Consider the following 17,207-nt stretch of genomic DNA (forward strand, 5'->3'; position numbering starts at 1 on the left):
GTGCTGAAGTCGGGCACCTGCCAGTCCAGGTCGACCAAATGCAGCAGGCTCTCGACGAAGCCTGTGGTCTGGCGTAGCGCCATGCCGAACAACACTTTCATCGTCAAGCATGTCTGGATAGCGGTGTCGCTGTAGGTCTGCTGCCGACCGCGCTTACCGGTCGGCGCAGCCTCCCAGATCATCTCCGGGTCAAACCAGACTGTCAGCGAGCCACGGCGCTTGAGCGCTTCGTTATAGGCCGGCCAGTTCCTGGTCTTGTAGGTTGGGGGTGTGGGTCTGCTCATGTCGCCCAGCTACCACACTGGATTCGCGACATGAATCCCTCACGCGCTTTGTGCAACAGAGCCCGGATTGGCCCTTCGGCCTTCTGACCAAGCTCAGGGGATTGCCATCGGGAAATACCGCGCCAAGGCCTTGCGCCCTTGCCCATTCGATCACCGTCATCACGTTCTGTAGACGCTGCGCAATAGTGGCGTTGGACAGCTTGCCAGCCTCAAGCATGGACTGCTTCCAAGCGTCCCCTTGCAATGCCGTGACATTCGTCAGGCAATCGTCCTTGCGGTGGGCACAAAACTCCTCCGCAGCCCGCCTGAATTTGCCCTCTGATCTGGCAGGCAATGGCGCAGCATCACGCCCTGCGGCCCGTGTGGTGACCTCTCTGTCGATCACCGCCCCAAAGGTGAGCCGCTTCCCGTTGGCCGCTGCTGCGGCCTTCGACTTGTACTCTGGGTATCTGTCCGTCGCGCCGCTGTCCGAATAGTCACCCTCAGCCTTGGAATGGTTCACCCTTGCAGCGTCTGCCATCGCCTTCGCCAGAGCCTTTAGCAGCTTGTGACGTGAAGCAGCGTCGACACGCAAACTGTGCTTCGCGAGGACGACATCAGCAAAACCGCCGAACCGTGTTTCAAGATCATGTGCAATGGTCGCATTAGTGGGCACCTTGAGCGGGTGCATCGTCCCTGTGAGCGCCGCGCGATCCGCTTCAAGCACACGGGACCACACTTCTGGTTCGCCGGGGTCTTCATCCAGCACCTGCACGAACAGCGCCCTAACCTCTCCAGCAAGCGCCTGAGCATCCTTATGGGTAAGCTCTGTCACCCCCGCATCGCCACGCCTGATCGCGTCCCAGTGTGCGTCTACCGCAGCCAAAGCGTTCAGGAACCGCCTCCGCGCTTCACCCCAATCCTTGGTCCTGAGCGATGCTTTCACCGGACTACCGGCTTTCACTGTCCGGGTTATCCAAGCATCCCCAATAGGGATCGCAATCGAGGTTCCAACCGCGCGACTCGCTACGTCATTCGGGACGTGAACCCGTAGATAGTATGTCGATTGTATCCGAACCGGGTTGGGCATCGCTCGTCTCATGATGTACCGCCTCTATGTACCAGATGAGGCAGCGCAATCCCCTGATAATCAGGAACTTTCGCGATTTCAATGCTTTACGATGGTGGGTGATGAGAGACTCGAACTCCCGACATCTTCGGTGTAAACGAAGCGCTCTACCAACTGAGCTAATCACCCTCAGCGGCTGCTTTAGCCAATGCGCGAGGGGGGCGCAAGAGGGATGGTGCAATTCCGCCGTGTTGACATCGCCCCCCGCCCCTGCACGATGGCGGGCCATGCCCTCTGCCACCGATAAAGGTCCGCCCGCACATGTCATTCGATCCGCAAAACCACCAGATGCACCCCGCCCGGCGGTTCTCGGATTTCAGCGTGGGCGAGCGGTTCCTCGCCCCGTCCCGCACCATGACCGAGGGCATATTCACCGCGTTCCAGGCCGCCAGCGGCGACAATCACCCCATTCACTACGATCGCGCCTACTTGGCGCGGCTGGGGCACCCCGATTTGTACGCCCACGGCTACATGACCCTGTGCCAGGCCGCCATAGGCGCCACCCCGTTGGCCCACCAGATGGGCGAGGCGCTGATCGGGTTTCTTGAACAATCCAGCCGCTTCCTCGCGCCCGTCTATTGCGGCGATACCCTCTATACCGCGTTCGAGATCACCGATCTCGCCCCCGGAAGCACCACCGGCGTGATGACGCTGGCGCTCACCATTCATAACCAAAACAGCGTCCTGGTGGCCGAAGGCATGCAAAAGTACCTGTTGCGCCTGACCTGAGGGGAAACCAAAACGCGCCCGGTTGTGGCGCGTTTGAAGGGGAAATGGTGGGTGATAGAAGATTCGAACTTCTGACATCTTCGATGTGAACGAAGCGCTCTACCACTGAGCTAATCACCCGTTGCGCGGCCTTTTAGCCGCAGTGCCCGACCTTCGCAAGAGGGCAACGCCGCATTATTCGTCCGGCGTTTCATCCGCTGGCGCCAGTTCCGGCGCGGCGTTCACGACTGACGTGCTCTGGCGCAGCTTGCACACCACCACGCGGCCGTTGCTCATCTGCTTGACGCGGTTGATGCGCAGCTTGCCGAACGGCATCAGGTTCAACTCGCGCCCCGCCGCGATCTGCTCGCCCAGAACCGCCAGCATCGCCTCGACCACCGGCTTGGCGTCCTTCTTCTTGATGCCCGAGCGCTCTACGACCGTGTCGATCAGCTCTTTCTTCTTCATGTCGGGCGAGGACGCCGTGGGCGTGCTTTCGCTAACCACCTTGGGCGCCGGCGCGGCCTCGGTCGCGGATTTCACCGCCGCGCTGCGAGTCGCGCTCTTGGTCGAGGCGGGTTTCGTCGTAGCCCCCGTCTTGGCCGTCGCGGACCTGCCCGCGCTGCGCACGGTGCGCGACGTGGATTTGGGTGTGCTCGCTTTTGCCATGATACTCTGCCTGTTATTGTTTCAATTCGTGCAGCACTATAGCAACATAGATGTTCAATCGATAGCAAGCAGTTGACCTGTGCGGCGGACTGCCACAAGAATTTGCTGGGGCATTTTTGCCTATGGGGGATAACATGAAGAAACTTGCACTCGCCGCGGCCCTGTCTGCCGCCTGCCTCGCGCCCGCCGCCAACGCTGGCGGCTATTCCGAACCGGCCGTCATGGCCCCGGTCATGGTCGAGGAGGAGGCTGCCACCTCCAGCGCGTCCGACGCGGTTTTGGTCTTTGGCACGCTGCTGATCGGCATCGTTGCCGTCCTCGCGCAGTAACGTCACCGGATGGGGCGGCGCCTCTACCCGGGCCCTGCCAGGTTCCACGCAAATAAGGGGCGGCGCCATCGGCACCGCCCCTTTGCTACGTCGGTATGCTACTCAGGCTGCCACGCTCAATGCGCGGTGGCCTGCGTACCCCCGCTTTCCTTCAGCGCCGCGGCGGCGGCCTCTTCGGCCTCTTCGTCCCATTCCACCGCTTCTGGCTTGCGGGTCAGGGATTGCTCCAGAACCTCGCTGACGTGGCTCACCGGGATGATCTCCAGCCCCGCCTTGACGTTGTCGGGGATCTCGGCCAGATCCTTCTCGTTCTCGCGCGGGATCAGCACACGCTTGATGCCGCCCCTCAGCGCCGCCAGCAGCTTTTCCTTCAGGCCGCCGATCGGCAGGGCGTTGCCGCGCAGCGTGACCTCTCCGGTCATCGCCGTGTCCTTGCGCACCGGGATACCGGTCAGGACCGACACGATCGACGTGACCATCGCCAAACCCGCGCTTGGCCCGTCCTTTGGTGTCGCGCCCTCGGGCACGTGCACGTGGATATCCCACTTCTCAAAGCGCGGCGGTTTGATCCCGATCTCGGGCGCGATCGAGCGGACATAGCTTGACGCCGCATCGATCGATTCCTTCATCACGTCGCCCAGCGTGCCGGTGGTCTTCATCCGGCCCTTGCCCGGCAGGCGCAGCGCCTCGATATTCAACAGCTCACCGCCGACCGAGGTATACGCCAGCCCGGTCACGACACCGACCTGGTCCTCTTCCTCGGCAAGGCCGTACTTGTACTTCTGCACGCCCAGGAAATCGCTCAGGTTCTCGGGCGTCACCGTCACCGTATCGGCCTGCTTGCGCACGATCTGCGTCACCGCCTTGCGCGCCACCTTGGCGATCTCGCGCTCGAGGTTCCGCACGCCCGCCTCGCGGGTGTAGTGCCTGATGATCGCGGTCAGCGCCTCGTCGGTCAGCTCGAACTCGCCCTTCTTCAGGCCGTGGTTCTTGATCTGCTTGTCCAGCAGGTGCTGCTTCGCGATCTCGCGCTTCTCGTCCTCGGTGTAGCCCGCCAGCGGGATGATCTCCATCCGGTCCAGAAGCGGCCCCGGCATGGTATAACTGTTGGCCGTGGTCAGGAACATCACGTTCGACAGGTCATACTCCACCTCAAGGTAGTGATCGGTGAAGGTGCTGTTTTGCTCGGGGTCCAGAACCTCCAGCATCGCACTGGCCGGATCGCCGCGGAAATCCTGCCCCATCTTGTCGATTTCATCCAGCAGGATCAGCGGGTTGGTCGTCTTGGCCTTCTTCAAGGCCTGTATGATCTTGCCCGGCATCGAGCCGATATAGGTGCGCCGGTGGCCGCGAATCTCGCTCTCGTCGCGCACACCGCCCAACGAGATGCGGATAAACTCGCGCCCAGTGGCCCGCGCCACCGATTTGCCCAGGCTCGTCTTGCCCACGCCCGGCGGACCGACAAGGCACATGATCGGACCCTTCAGCTTCTTGCTGCGCTGCTGCACCGCCAGGTATTCGACGATCCGTTCCTTGACCTTCTCAAGGCCATAGTGATCATCGTCCAGCACCTTTTCGGCGCGGCCAAGGTCCTTCTTGACACGGCTCTTGGTGCCCCACGGGATCGACAGCATCCAGTCGAGGTAGTTGCGCACCACCGTCGCCTCGGCGCTCATCGGGCTCATGTTCTTGAGCTTCTTGAGCTCCGCCTCGGCCTTTTCGCGCGCTTCCTTGCTCAGCTTGGTATTGGCGATGCGCTCTTCCAGCTCGGCCAGTTCGCCTTCGCCTTCCTCGCCATCGCCCAGCTCCTTCTGAATGGCCTTCATCTGCTCATTCAGGTAATATTCGCGTTGCGTGCGCTCCATCTGGCTCTTGACGCGGGTCTTGATCTTCTTCTCGACCTGCAGAACGCTCATTTCGCCCTGCATCAGGCCGTAGACCTTCTCAAGCCGCTCGGACACCGAAAGCGTCTCCAGAAGCTCTTGCTTTTGCTCCACTTCCACGCCCAGGTGGCCCGCCACCAGATCGGCCAGCCGCGCCGGTTCTTCCGTCTCCGAGACCGAGACCATCGCCTCTTCGGGCACGTTCTTGCGGATCTTGGCGTAGCGCTCGAACTCCGCCGCCACCGACCGTTGCAGCGCCTGCACGGTGGCCGCGTCGCCCGGCATTTCCGTCAGGTACTCGGCCCGCGCCTCGAAGAACGAGTCGTTGTCCAGGTATTCGACTATCCGCACCCGGCTGACCCCCTCGACCAGCACCTTCACGGTGCCGTCGGGCAGTTTCAGCAGTTGCAGAACATTGGCCAGAACCCCGGCCTTGTAGATCCCGTCGCGGTCCGGATCATCGACCGCCGGGTCGATCTGGCTGGCAAGCAGGATCTGCTTGTCGTCGCCCATCACCTCTTCGAGGGCGCGCACGGATTTGTCGCGCCCCACGAACAGCGGCACGATCATGTGCGGGAACACCACGATATCACGCAGTGGCAGCACGGGATAGGATGCGTTCAACGGCTCTTGCATACTCATTCCTTGTCATTTGGCAAAACGGGGCGGCCCCGATCATCGGCGACCCTGTCCGTTTCCTGTCCGAAACAATCTGGGGTGATCGGGGGCGGAATTCAACCGCGCACGACGCTATCTGCCCCCCACAATGCCGTTCTCATGACCACGCCACAAGCGCCATTTTCCGCGAATCCGGCACAGTAGCGCCCGCCCCGGCCCACGGCGCCCGCAAGACGGGGCAGATTGGTCAAGCGGGGGCGATACCTGCCGCCGCCCATGTTGCCAGTGCCGCCTTCGCGCCGCGCCGCCCCCGGATCAGCAAAAGCACGAAATACCCCCGCCCGCGATAGCGCGCGATATCAATGTCCGTTCACGTGTCCCGCCGTTCGCCCGAGTTTCTTCGTAATATAGCGATCAAAAAACCATCCCACAGCGAGGCCACCCCACTCACGCCTACAGCGGCTCGATGTCGCCCCGCCGGTATTCGGCCTCGAATCCGGTCCTGAACTCCTCAAACCGGCCCGCCTCGACCGCGGTTCTCATGTCTGCCATCAGGTCCTGGAAATATTGCAGGTTGTGCCAACTCAGAAGCATTCCGCTGATCATCTCGCCGGACTTGAAAACATGGTGCAGGTAGGCCCGGCTGTAGCCCCGGCAGGCCGGGCACGCGCATCCGTCGTCCAGTGGCCGGGCATCGTCGCGGTGGCGGGCGTTCTTGATGTTGACCATCCCCCGCCGCGTCCACGCCTGCCCCGTCCGCCCCGACCGGGTCGGCAGGACGCAGTCCATCATGTCGATCCCGCGCGCCACGGCGCCCACGATGTCGTCGGGCTTGCCCACCCCCATCAGGTAGCGCGGCTTGTCCTCGGGTAGCATCGCGGGCGCATAATCCAGCACCCCGAACATCGCCTCCTGCCCCTCTCCCACGGCCAGACCCCCAACGGCGTAGCCATCGAATTCGATCGCCCGCAGGGCCTCGGCGCTCTCGGCGCGCAGGTCGCGATTGACGCCGCCTTGCTGAATGCCGAACAGGGCATGCCCCGGCCGGTCCCCGAACGCCGCCTTCGATCGCGCGGCCCATCGCATGCTCAGGCGCATGCTCTCGGCCACCGCCTCGTCGGTCGCCGGCAGGGCCGGGCATTCATCAAAGCACATAACGATATCGCTGCCCAACTGGCGCTGAACTTCCATGCTGCGCTCGGGCGTCAGCTCGTGAACCGCGCCGTCGATATGGGATTTGAACCGCACCCCCTCCTCGGACAGCTTGCGCAGGCCGGCCAGGCTCATCACCTGGAAGCCGCCCGAATCCGTCAGGATCGGCCCATCCCAGTTCATGAACCGATGCAGCCCGCCCAGCCTCTCCACCCGCTCGGCGCCGGGGCGCAGCATCAGGTGATAGGTATTGCCCAGCAGGATATCGGCGCCCGTCGCGGCGACGCTTTCGGGCAGCATCCCCTTCACCGTGCCAGCGGTCCCAACCGGCATGAAGGCGGGGGTGCGCACCTCGCCGCGCGGGGTCTTGATCACCCCGGCGCGCGCGGCGCCGTCGGTCTTGTTGAGCGTGAACTGGAATCTGGGGGGCATGGCGCGTCCTTTCGCCCCTCCTATCGGACAGTTTCACCCGCTTGCCAAGGGGGCGATCACGCCCCGTGCGGCGGAATGCCCGCCCCGGTCCGCGCCGCGATTTCTGCCCGGGCACTGGACGCGGGCGGCCCATATCCTTATATCTTCAGTCAGGTAAGACGGACGGAGAGCCCGAAATGACACAGAACGCAGAGCCTCTCGAAGGTGCCCCGCTGATCAAGCCATCGAGCACCGATCACCCCCTGCACGAGCAGATAGTCGAGGCCTGCCGCAGCGTGTACGACCCCGAGATCCCGGTGAACATCTTTGATCTCGGCCTGATCTACACGATCGAGATAAACGACGAGAACGAAGTTCATATCGTCATGACCCTGACCGCGCCGGGCTGTCCGGTGGCGGGCGAGATGCCCGGATGGGTCGCCGACGCGGTCGAGCCGCTGGAAGGCGTCAAGCAGGTTGACGTGGAACTCACGTGGGAGCCCCCCTGGGGCATGGACATGATGAGCGACGAAGCGCGTCTCGAACTGGGCTTCATGTAGCCGCGCGCGCACCCTTTTTGAAATGAATCGCGCGCCGTGCTTTGACCAACGGGCTGAGCCGCCTTATCTTGAGGGGGAGCGTATCGCCCCTCCCCTCGATCGAGGCGCAACAGACAGGATGTAGACCATGTTCGGAATACCCGGAAAACAGGCTGTCACCATGACCGACGCGGCAGCCCGCCAAATCTCCAAGCTGATGGAAAAGGAAGGCCACAAGGGCCTGCGCATCGGCGTGAAGAAAGGCGGCTGCGCGGGCATGGAATACACCATGGACTACGCCTCGGACGTGGACCCCAACGACGAGGTTGTTGAGCAGGACGGCGCGCGCGTGATGATCGCGCCGATGGCGCAGATGTTCCTGTTCGGCACCCAGATCGATTACGAAGTGTCATTGCTGGAGTCTGGCTTCAAGTTCAACAACCCTAACGTGGCCGATGCCTGCGGTTGCGGGGAATCCATCAAGTTCAAGGACGTGGACGAACTGACTGCCGAACAAAGCCAAGGGTGATCCCGGCGCGCCGCGCGGTTTGGTTTCGTCGGAACCGGCAGACAACACGCTTGGGCCTGTGCCCCTGTTGTGGCATGAAGCGTGGATGATCACGTAAATCCAGACAGAGGATATCGCGCATGGCACACAAGCTCGCCGCCGGAAACTGGAAGATGAATGGCACACGCGCCGATCTGGGGCAGATCATGGCGCTTGCCGCCGCCCATCCCGACCCGGCCGTCGATATCTCGCTGTGCCTACCCGCAACGCTTATTTCCGAAGCGGCACAGCACGTGGCCGTCCACCCCATCACTATTGGCGCGCAGGATTGCCATAGCGCCGGGTCCGGCGCCCATACCGGCGACATCGCGGCGCAGCAGCTATTGGATGCAGGCGCGCGCGACGTGATCCTTGGCCATTCCGAGCGGCGCACCGACCACGGCGAGGATGACGCCCTGATCCGGGCCAAGCTTGTCGCGGCCTGCGATGCCGGTCTGCGCCCTATCCTGTGCGTGGGCGAGTCGCTGGCCGAGCGGGACGCAGGTCGGACGCTGGAACGGATCGGCGCACAAATCGACGGCGCGCTTGAGGGCAGCGATGGCCCGCCGTCCGCCTTGGTGATCGCGTATGAGCCGATATGGGCCATCGGCACCGGACGCACCCCGTCGCTGGACCAGATCGGCGAGGTGCATGATTTCATGCGCGAACAGCTCAAGGCGCGATATGGCGAAACCGCCGCCGCGGCCGTGCCGCTGCTCTATGGCGGGTCGGTCAAGCCCGGCAATGCCGCCGAGATCTTTGGTGTACCCAATGTAGATGGCGCCCTGGTCGGCGGTGCGAGCCTGAAAGAAAGCGATTTCACGCCCATCATAACGGCCCTGTCGGCCTCCTGAACGCCCGGCAGGCGCTCTGCGTTCCGCTCACTCAGCGCACGGCCTGCGGCATTGCGCGCCTTGTGGGCCGGCACGCCTTCGGGCACGATACCGGAGTTTTCCAAGACTGCGGAGCGGGCGATGGAAAAGATCGACCTGAAGAAGTCCCTGCGCGAGCTATTCAATCCGCCCAAGGGGAAGTTCGTCGAAACCATCGTGCCGGAATTGTCCTTCGTAAAGGTCGACGGCGCGGGCGACCCGAACACCACCGAGGCATTTCAAACGGCGGTGCAGTGGCTTTACGGTGTCAGCTACGCGATGAAATTCGCGGCAAAGGCGCAACTTGGTCGCGACTATGTCGTCCCGCCCCTTGAAGGCCTGTGGTGGTCGGACGACCCGGGCACCTTCGTCAGGCGCGAAAAAGACCGCTGGCAGTGGACGCTCATGATCATGGTGCCCGATTTCGTAAACCGCGAGATGTTCGACAAGGCCGTCGAAAAGACGGGCGCGAAACGGGACGACAAGCCCCCCACCTTGCGGTTTGAGCCCTATGACGAAGGCCGGGTCTTGCAGGCCCTGCATGTCGGCAGCTACGACGATGAAGGCCCGTTGCTCAAGCACCTCCACGGCGAGGTCATGCCGGCACTGGGGGTCGATTTCAACGGACCGCATCACGAGATCTATCTTGGCGATCCTCGGAAAACCGAAGCGGCAAAGCTGAAAACCATTCTGCGGCAGCCGCTTCGGAAGCTGTAGAGCTAGAGGCTGCCCCCTGCCGCCCGCACGCGGCACCCGCCAAGGAACGGCGCGGAATCAAGGGCGAGGCCCGCCGCGCATCGCCGGGCCGCCCGTCGCCCCGCAGGGGCGCCGCCCATCATCGGCACGCCTCCGGCGTGACGGCACGGCGATGCGCGGCACCTCAACCAGTCATCCAATTCCCGAACAGACCCGATTGTCAGTTGGTAATGATCTCCGGCCCCATGAAGGTTGTCGGCAACCAGATCGAGATGGCCGGGATATACGTCACCATGATCAGGAACACGAACAGCACCGCAAGGAACGGCAGCGCCGCGCGCACCACCCGCAACATCGGCATTCCCGCAACCCCCGATGTCACGAACAGGTTGAGGCCCACCGGCGGCGTGATCATGCCGATCTCCATGTTCACGACCATGATGATGCCAAGGTGAATGGGATCGACGCCCAACTCAATCGCGATCGGGAACACCAGGGGCGCCACGATCACGATCAGGCCCGATGGCTCCATGAACTGACCACCGATCAACAGGATGACGTTGACGATCACAAGGAACATCACCGCGCCGAACCCGGCCGCCAGCATCGCGCTGGCGATCTGCTGCGGGATTTGCTCGTCTGTCAGAACATGCTTGAGGATCAGGGCATTGGCGATGATGAACATCAGCGTGATGGTTAGCTTGCCCGCCTCGTACAGCGTATCGCGCGTGTCGCGATGGAAAAACGCGGTAATCAGCGCGATCGGCTTTTGGATCAGGGTCAGGTTGCCTTCGCCCTCGGGGCGGGCAAGCGGCCCCATGTCGCGATAGACAAAGCTGGCGATGAAGAACGCGTAGACTGCGGCGACCGCGGCCGCCTCGGTCGGCGTGAATATTCCGCCATAGATCCCGCCAAGAATGATCACGATCAGGAACAGCCCCCAAGCGGCATCCCGGGCGCTGGCGAATACCTCGCCCCAGCCCAGCCATTCGCCCTTGGGCAAATCGCGCACCCGCGCGATGATATAGATCGTGCTCATCAGCATGGTACCGGCCAGGATCCCCGGGATGACACCGGCAAGGAACATCCGCCCCACCGACACATCCGTCGCGCTGGCGTAGACGACCATCACGATTGAGGGCGGAATCAGGATGCCAAGGGTGCCGGCATTGGCGATCACGCCTGCGGCGAAATCACGGCTATAGCCAACTTGCCGCATACCCGCGATGACGATCGAGCCGATGGCGACCACGGTTGCCGGGCTGGACCCGGAAAGGGCGGCAAACAGCATGCAGGCAAACACCCCCGCGATCGCAAGACCGCCGTGGAAATGCCCCACCACCGCGATCGAGAACCGGATGATCCGCCGCGCCACGCCGCCCGTGGACATGAACGACGACGCCAGGATGAAGAACGGAATGGCCAACAGCGTGTAATGCCCCGCCATGGCCTGAAAGAATGTCTGCGCAATGGACGCCAGCGACGTATCGCCAAGCACCAACAGAAAGACGATGGAGGACAGCCCCAGGCTCACCGCGATCGGAACCCCGATCAGCATCATCCCCACCACCATCGCGAAAAGAACTGCGACATCCATGGTTTAGTCCTCTTCGTTCATGTGGCGAACGTCCGATACGGCGTCCTCGGCCTCGTGGCTGACGATCAGGCCGGTTGCCTGCCCGCGCACCAGACGCACCGCCGCCTGCGCAAAGCGGAACATCAACAGCGCGGCGCCAAGCGGCAAGATGGCGTAAGGGATGAACCGCGGGAGCTTTTCATAATGCTCGCCCTCGTTCATCAACGGCTCGATCCAGCGGAGCCATTCGGGAAAGGGAATGTCGATCACCTCGTACCACGCCCGGTACGACGTGCGCCCCATTTCCTCAAACCCGGTCGGGAACCACCGGCCGGTGGTTTGCGGCAGGTTCGCGAAATTGGCCCAATAATCCCACGCGCCCTTGAGCAGCAGCGCGGCATAGACAAGGCACAGCGCCACCGCCAACAGCCCGATCGCACGCCGCAGGGGCGGTGCGAAGTAATTGATCAGGGCATCCACCCCAAGGTTGGCCGTGATCTTGACGGCGTGGCTGACGCCGAACAGGACCAGCCACGCAAAAAGGAAGGTCACCGCCTCCAGCCCCCAGATGAGGCCGGTATTGAACCCGTAGCGCAACACCACGTTGATGAAGGTGATCAAGGTCATCGCGCCAAGAAGGGCCGCAATGGCGGTGCGTTCGAACTCGTCCACAAACCGTCCGAGCGCCGTATCATGATGATCTGGGGGAACAGGCATGCACGCCTCCCTTGTTCGGGCCTAATTCAGGTATGCCTAAAACACCCGGCCCGATGTCATCGCATGCATCGGGCCGGGCAAAGCGGCTATCGCCGGGATCAGTGCTTGGCGTTGATCGCCTGGGCTTCGGCGATGTTTTCCTCGCCGACGTCGTCCTTGAACTCCTCCCAGACGGGCTTCATCGTGTCGACCCATGCGGCCCGCTGCTCAGGGGACAAGGTGCGCACGGTGCCGCCGGCATCGATGATCGCCTGCTTGGCCTCCTGGTTCACCTTGTAGGATTCGGCGTTACGCGTGGCGGTCACCTCTTCGACGATGGTGCCCAACTGCTCGCGTACGTCGTCGGGCAGGCTGTCCCACCATTCGGTCGATGTCACCAGCAGGTAGTCGATGATGCCGTGGTTGGTTTCGGTCACGCCGTCCTGCACCTCGAAGAACTTCTTGCCGTAGATGTTGGACCAGGTGTTTTCCTGCCCGTCCACAACGCCGGTTTGCAGGGCACCGTAAACCTCGGAGAACGCCATCGGCTGCGGGCTGCCGCCAAGGGCTGCCATCTGCGCCTTCAGCACCTCGGAGTTCTGAACACGGAACTTCAGGCCCTCGGCATCCGAGGGCTCAAGCAGCGGCTTGTTGGCCGACATCTGCTTCATCCCGTTGTGCCAGAACGCCAGGCCCAGCAGGCCGCGGCGGGTCATCGATTCCTTCATCTCCTGCCCGGTTTTCGAGTTCTGGAACTCGTCAACGGCGTCGATGTTCTTGAACATGAACGGCAGGTCGAACAGGCGGAACTTCTTGGTGAACTGCTCGAACTTGGACAGCGAGGGCGCGGCCATCTGCACGTCGCCCTGCAGCATCGCCTCAAGCACCTGGTTGTCGTTATAGAGCGTCGAGTTCGGGAAGACCTCCATGCAAGCCTTGCCGTCCATCTCCTCGTTCACGCGCTTTTCCAGAAGCGTGGCGGCGATCCCCTTGGGGTGCTTGTCGGTGTTGGTCACGTGGCTGAACTTGATGACGATCTCGCCATCTTCGCACGACGCCATTGCGGCTTGTGCGGTGACACTCAGGGCCAGCGCGGTCGCGGCTGTTGCCAGATATTTCATCTCGGTCTCCTCCCAGAAATTGAGATATTTCATTGGGCCCTTTGCGGGCTAAGCGCGATAATGATTCCGAATCGCGCAGTTTGGCTCAAGAAAAAGCTTAGCAGCCGATATGCACATCGAAAAACCGTTCTATCAAAGGTGCTTATCCATTCCCTCGGCGCATACCTGCCATGCCGCGAAGCGGCATTGTGCGAGATTCCGCACACCCGTTTTCCCCGAATGTGCGGATTTCCGCACATGGCGGGAATGCCTGAGCGCCGCTATTTGAACTCTTCGGGGCGCAATCCGTATCGGGCCAGCTTGTCGTAGAACGTCTTGCGCGGCAGTTTGAGCGCCTGCGCCGCCTGGCTGGCCCGCCCCTTTTCGCGCCTCAGCGCCGCGATCAGCAAGGACCTCTCGACGCGGGCCATCTGCTCGGTCAGGCCCGGCTGGTCCTCTTCCGCGGTATCCGCCGCCAATCCTTCGCTCAGGCCAAGCGCGAACCGCATCGCGGCGCTCATCAGGGCGCGCGCATTGCCCGGCCATTCCCGCGCCATGAGATCCGCCAGCACGTCCGACGTGATCTCGGGCGGCGTCAGCCCGGCTTGTTCGCTGGCTTGCGCGACGTAGTGCTTGAACAGTACCGGGATGTCCTCCGGGCGCTCGTGCAGGGCGGGGATGCGCACCTGCATCACCTCAAGCCGGTAGAATAGATCGGGGTTCAGGCCCTGGGGCGGCGGTGCTGCGCGCAGCTCACTCGTGCTGCCGGCCAAAAGGCGCACCTGAACCCCCTGCTCCAGCCCGTCCAGAAGGGCGAATTGCGCCTCGGGGCTAAGCTGCGCCACTTCATCCAGAAACAGGCTCCCGCCCGCCGCCTCCTGCAATGCCTCCGCGACCGATTGCGCGCCCAGCCCCATCGCCGCGCGCTTGATGAACGGCCCTTTGGCCACGGGGGACAGCAGGTGCACCACCTCGGCCACCTTGGAAATGCCGGTGCCGGGCTCTCCGGTCACCAACACGTCCGTCTGCGCCTGCGCCGCGCGCCGCGCCTGCGCGCGCAGGGCCTCGGCCTGCGGCGATTGCCCGAACAGCAGCCGCGCCGCCGGATCGCCTGCGTGCAACTGCGCCTTGAGCCGGCGGTTTTCCAGAACCAGCCGCCTTGTGTTGAGCGCGCGTTCCACCTCGGCCACCAAGGTGGCAGGCGCGCATGGCTTTTCCAGGAACCCGAACGCGCCCTTGCTCATTGCGCTGACGGCCATCGGTATATCCCCCTCGCCCGTCAGCAGGATCACCGGCAGGTCCGGGTCGATCTCGGCCGCGTGGTCCAACAGGTGAAACCCATCGCGCCCCGGCATGCGAATATCCGACACGATGACCCCCGGGAAATCCGCCGCGATGTGATCCTTGGCCACCACGAACGACCCGGCCACGACCGGCTCAAGATCGGCCAACTCCAGCGTTTGCGCCAACGCCTCGCGCACGGCGGCATCGTCATCGACAACAAGAACCTTGCAGATCATGCCACCTCCGGTCGTGCAGATGCCTCATCCGCGTCAGCCGCGACCAACTCGACGATCATCACGGCCCCACCCTCCGGGTGGTTGCGTCCGCGGATCACGCCGCCAAAGCTCTGGACCAACCCGTACGAGATCGACAGGCCCAGGCCCATCCCCTCGGAATCGCCGACGATCTTGGTCGAATAAAACGGATCGAACATCTTTTCCGGCTCCTCGATACCGGGGCCGGTGTCGCGCACCTCAAGCTCGACGCGCGCGCCATCCCTGCGAATGCCGATATCCAGGCGCTGAACGTCATGCGCCGCCATGGCATCGACGGCATTGCCGATGAGGTTCACTACCACCTGGCACAGGCGAACCTCGCCGCCGGTCACCCAAACGGGGGCTGTGGGCCTGTCCCAATCGACATGAACAGCGTCCGACCGCAGCCGCGCCTCGCTCAGCTCCAGCGCGCTATCGACCACCTTCACCAGGTCAACCCGCGAGACGGGCTCGCTTTCCTGCCTCGCGAATGCGCGCAGGTTTCGGATGATCCGCGCCATGCGGCGCGCCATGGACCCGATGCGCGACAGGTTCTGCGCCGCCGGCCCGCTCTTGCCGCGCTCAAGGAACAGGGCGCCGTTTTCGGCATATTGCTGGATCGCCATCAGCGGCTGGTTCAATTCGTGGCTGATCCCCGCGCTCATCTGGCCAAGCGCCGATAGCTTGCCCGCCTGCACCAGATCATCCTGCGCCTTCTTCAACGCCGCCTCCGCCGCGCTACGCTCGGCCACCTCGCGGCGCAGGGCGGCATTGGCCTGCGACAGCTCGGCCGTGCGCTCGGCCACACGCCCCTCCAGCTTCGTGTTCGCCAGCGCCAGGGTGCGCCGCCGCTCGGTCACGACAAAAAGGATTGCCCCGAACGCAAGGCACACCGCCGCAACCACGGCCGCCTGCAACCACGCGATCCGCTGCGCCGCGCTGACATCAATCAGCGCCTCCGCGCGCATCCCGATCCGGGGTAGCTCCCGCGACAAATGCAATGCGGCCTGCGGCACATACGGGCTCCAGTTCTCGTGCCAAATCTCGTGCGGGCCGGTGGTTGCCGTCTCAAACCGCGGCGCAGGTCCACGCGGCGGGATCAGGCCAACCCCCTCAGGCGCGCGGCGCCAATACAGCAGCTCAGAGCGGTTGGTGATGAACACCTCGCCGCTGCGATCCGTGAAAAACACCACCGGGCGCGCCCCGCGCCATTCCGCCTCGACCTTTTCGATATTGGCCACGACGACAAGCGCCCCGATGACCTGCCCGCGATCATCAAAGCGCGGCGCCGCGAAATAATAGGCCCGCTGCCCGGTGGCCGAGTTCGTTCCATGCGCCTCGCCCAATGCCCCGTGCAGCGCGCGCCGGAAATACTCCGTCCCGGCAAGGTTGGCAGGGGCCGAGCCGGTCGCGGACACCTCGACACGCCCCCGCTCATCAACCAGCACAACATCCAGCGCGGCGGTCTTGTCCGCCGATTGCAGCAAAAACGCACGCTTTGCCGCCATGTCATCACCATCAAGCGAAGGATGATCCGCGATCAGTACCGCAAGCTGCTGATACAGCTGCAATTGCCCGGTCAGGCGATCGGCGGCCAGCGTCAGATCCGCCTGCCCCCGGCGCGCCAATTGGTCAAGCGCCTGGTTATAGCCGGTGCGCCAAACGATCGCGGCAAAAGCGCCGACCGCCACCACAAACAGGCCGAGGAACACGGCACGCCTTGCATCAGGTCTTCTCATGCGGGGCACACTACTGCGACGCACGAGCGCTGACCATAGCCCGCCATCGCCTAAAGCGGCAGCGCGGTGGTGGATTTGATCTCTTCCATCGACAACAGGGCGGTCACGTTGTGTACCTTCACCTCGCTGATCAACGCCTGGTAAAACGCGTCATAGGCCCGCGCATTCTTGACCCGTACCTTGAGGATGTAATCGATTTCACCTGCCAGACGGTGCGCCTCCTGCACCTCGGGGCGGCTTCTGAGCGCCTCCAGGAATCGGGCCTGCCAATCGGCCTCATGCTCGGACGTGCGGATCAGCACGAAGAAACACGCCTCGAATCCCAGCTTCTCGGCATCTAGGACAACCGTCTGCGGACCGGCGATGCCAGCCTCGCGCATCTTGCGAATCCTGTTCCAGACCGGCGTCTTGGACGACCCGACTTTTTTCGCGATCTCGTCCAGCGACTGCCCCGCATCGCGTTGCAGTTCAGCCAGGATTTTCCGGTCAGTCGCATCGAGCCGAACCGTCATGAAGCTCCTCCTTCTATGTGCAGGACAAAATCTTGCCATCACGGCACTGTCGATGACAAAATTCTTTTGGTTGCAGTGCTATTCCTTCTATGCGAAATTATTTCCCAAATTTGCAGCACCGTCAAGCACGCCGCCGCCACCCCACCAAGGGAACCGGCTGGATGCCAAGCCTACGACGATCCGCCGCGCACGACACAGCCGCGAGCACCTTTCAAAGGCTCGTCAAACGC

At 63.2% G+C, this 17,207-nt stretch carries 17 protein-coding genes and 2 tRNA genes; 6 read left to right on the forward strand and 13 right to left on the reverse strand.

Annotated elements, in window-relative coordinates; translation table 11 throughout:
• The 3 genes from G568_RS18535 to G568_RS0108405 form a co-directional block, all read right to left on the reverse strand.
• Window positions 1–284: IS5/IS1182 family transposase (locus G568_RS18535; protein ID WP_037373917.1), on the reverse strand; the 284-nt coding region annotated here is incomplete at its 3' end.
• Window positions 232–1,209 (reverse strand): hypothetical protein, encoded by a 978-nt coding sequence (locus G568_RS0108400; protein ID WP_157084339.1) that lies wholly within the window; start codon window positions 1,207–1,209, stop codon window positions 232–234. The genes G568_RS18535 and G568_RS0108400, both read right to left, overlap by 53 nt.
• Window positions 1,210–1,445: 236 nt before the next feature.
• Window positions 1,446–1,521, reverse strand: a tRNA-Val gene (locus G568_RS0108405).
• A gap of 132 nt (window positions 1,522–1,653) precedes the next feature.
• Between G568_RS0108405 and G568_RS0108410 the strand changes: the two genes are divergently transcribed.
• Window positions 1,654–2,121, forward strand: a complete 468-nt coding sequence (locus G568_RS0108410) for a MaoC family dehydratase (RefSeq protein ID WP_026757608.1) — start codon at window positions 1,654–1,656, stop codon at window positions 2,119–2,121.
• A 45-nt stretch (window positions 2,122–2,166) separates the two neighbouring features.
• Here G568_RS0108410 and G568_RS0108415 read toward each other — a convergent pair.
• Both G568_RS0108415 and G568_RS20675 read right to left on the reverse strand, forming a co-directional pair.
• A tRNA-Val gene (locus tag G568_RS0108415) sits at window positions 2,167–2,241 on the reverse strand.
• Window positions 2,242–2,295: 54 nt separating this feature from the next.
• Window positions 2,296–2,769, reverse strand: a complete 474-nt coding sequence (locus tag G568_RS20675) for an HU family DNA-binding protein (protein WP_245582916.1) — start codon at window positions 2,767–2,769, stop codon at window positions 2,296–2,298.
• Window positions 2,770–2,903: 134 nt separating this feature from the next.
• Between G568_RS20675 and G568_RS0108430 the strand changes: the two genes are divergently transcribed.
• Window positions 2,904–3,098, forward strand: a complete 195-nt coding sequence (locus G568_RS0108430) for a hypothetical protein (protein ID WP_026757610.1) — start codon at window positions 2,904–2,906, stop codon at window positions 3,096–3,098.
• Window positions 3,099–3,214: 116 nt separating this feature from the next.
• Here G568_RS0108430 and lon read toward each other — a convergent pair whose 3' ends face one another.
• Both lon and tgt read right to left on the reverse strand, forming a co-directional pair.
• Complete coding sequence (gene lon / locus G568_RS0108435) at window positions 3,215–5,617, reverse strand: endopeptidase La (RefSeq protein WP_026757611.1); 2,403 nt, start codon at window positions 5,615–5,617, stop codon at window positions 3,215–3,217.
• A 435-nt stretch (window positions 5,618–6,052) separates the two neighbouring features.
• Complete coding sequence (tgt, locus tag G568_RS0108440) at window positions 6,053–7,183, reverse strand: tRNA guanosine(34) transglycosylase Tgt (protein WP_026757612.1); 1,131 nt, start codon at window positions 7,181–7,183, stop codon at window positions 6,053–6,055.
• Between the two features lie 176 nt (window positions 7,184–7,359).
• On the opposite strand from tgt, the gene G568_RS0108445 reads away from it, so the two are divergent.
• The 4 genes from G568_RS0108445 to G568_RS0108460 all read left to right on the forward strand — a co-directional run bounded on the left by G568_RS0108445 (window position 7,360) and on the right by G568_RS0108460 (window position 9,837).
• Window positions 7,360–7,722, forward strand: a complete 363-nt coding sequence (locus G568_RS0108445) for an SUF system Fe-S cluster assembly protein (RefSeq protein WP_026757613.1) — start codon at window positions 7,360–7,362, stop codon at window positions 7,720–7,722.
• Window positions 7,723–7,849: 127 nt separating this feature from the next.
• Window positions 7,850–8,230 carry a HesB/IscA family protein gene (locus G568_RS0108450; RefSeq protein ID WP_026757614.1) on the forward strand — a complete coding sequence of 127 codons (381 nt, stop codon included), beginning with the start codon at window positions 7,850–7,852 and terminating at the stop codon, window positions 8,228–8,230.
• 119 nt (window positions 8,231–8,349) lie between these two features.
• Window positions 8,350–9,102 (forward strand): triose-phosphate isomerase, encoded by a 753-nt coding sequence (tpiA, locus tag G568_RS0108455; protein ID WP_026757615.1) that lies wholly within the window; start codon window positions 8,350–8,352, stop codon window positions 9,100–9,102.
• A gap of 120 nt (window positions 9,103–9,222) precedes the next feature.
• Window positions 9,223–9,837 (forward strand): GyrI-like domain-containing protein, encoded by a 615-nt coding sequence (locus G568_RS0108460; RefSeq protein WP_026757616.1) that lies wholly within the window; start codon window positions 9,223–9,225, stop codon window positions 9,835–9,837.
• Between the two features lie 199 nt (window positions 9,838–10,036).
• Here G568_RS0108460 and G568_RS0108465 read toward each other — a convergent pair whose 3' ends face one another.
• The 6 genes from G568_RS0108465 to G568_RS0108490 form a co-directional block, all read right to left on the reverse strand.
• A complete protein-coding gene (locus tag G568_RS0108465; RefSeq protein ID WP_026757617.1) occupies window positions 10,037–11,413 on the reverse strand; it encodes a TRAP transporter large permease in 1,377 nt (458 codons plus the stop codon).
• Window positions 11,414–11,416: 3 nt separating this feature from the next.
• Window positions 11,417–12,109 (reverse strand): TRAP transporter small permease, encoded by a 693-nt coding sequence (locus G568_RS0108470; RefSeq protein WP_026757618.1) that lies wholly within the window; start codon window positions 12,107–12,109, stop codon window positions 11,417–11,419.
• 98 nt (window positions 12,110–12,207) lie between these two features.
• A complete protein-coding gene (locus tag G568_RS0108475; protein WP_026757619.1) occupies window positions 12,208–13,209 on the reverse strand; it encodes a TRAP transporter substrate-binding protein in 1,002 nt (333 codons plus the stop codon).
• Between the two features lie 260 nt (window positions 13,210–13,469).
• Entirely contained in the window at window positions 13,470–14,708 is a 1,239-nt protein-coding gene (locus G568_RS0108480; RefSeq protein ID WP_026757620.1) for a sigma-54-dependent transcriptional regulator, read from the reverse strand.
• Window positions 14,705–16,465, reverse strand: coding sequence for a sensor histidine kinase (locus tag G568_RS0108485; protein ID WP_037373900.1), 1,761 nt, complete (start codon window positions 16,463–16,465; stop codon window positions 14,705–14,707). The genes G568_RS0108480 and G568_RS0108485 overlap by 4 nt, the downstream gene beginning before the upstream one ends.
• Window positions 16,466–16,515: 50 nt before the next feature.
• Window positions 16,516–16,977, reverse strand: coding sequence for an Lrp/AsnC family transcriptional regulator (locus G568_RS0108490; protein WP_026757622.1), 462 nt, complete (start codon window positions 16,975–16,977; stop codon window positions 16,516–16,518).
• Window positions 16,978–17,207: the final 230 nt, after the last annotated feature.

It is taken from the genome of Sediminimonas qiaohouensis DSM 21189 (assembly GCF_000423645.1).
In the GTDB taxonomy this organism is placed as follows: Bacteria; Pseudomonadota; Alphaproteobacteria; order Rhodobacterales; family Rhodobacteraceae; genus Sediminimonas; species Sediminimonas qiaohouensis.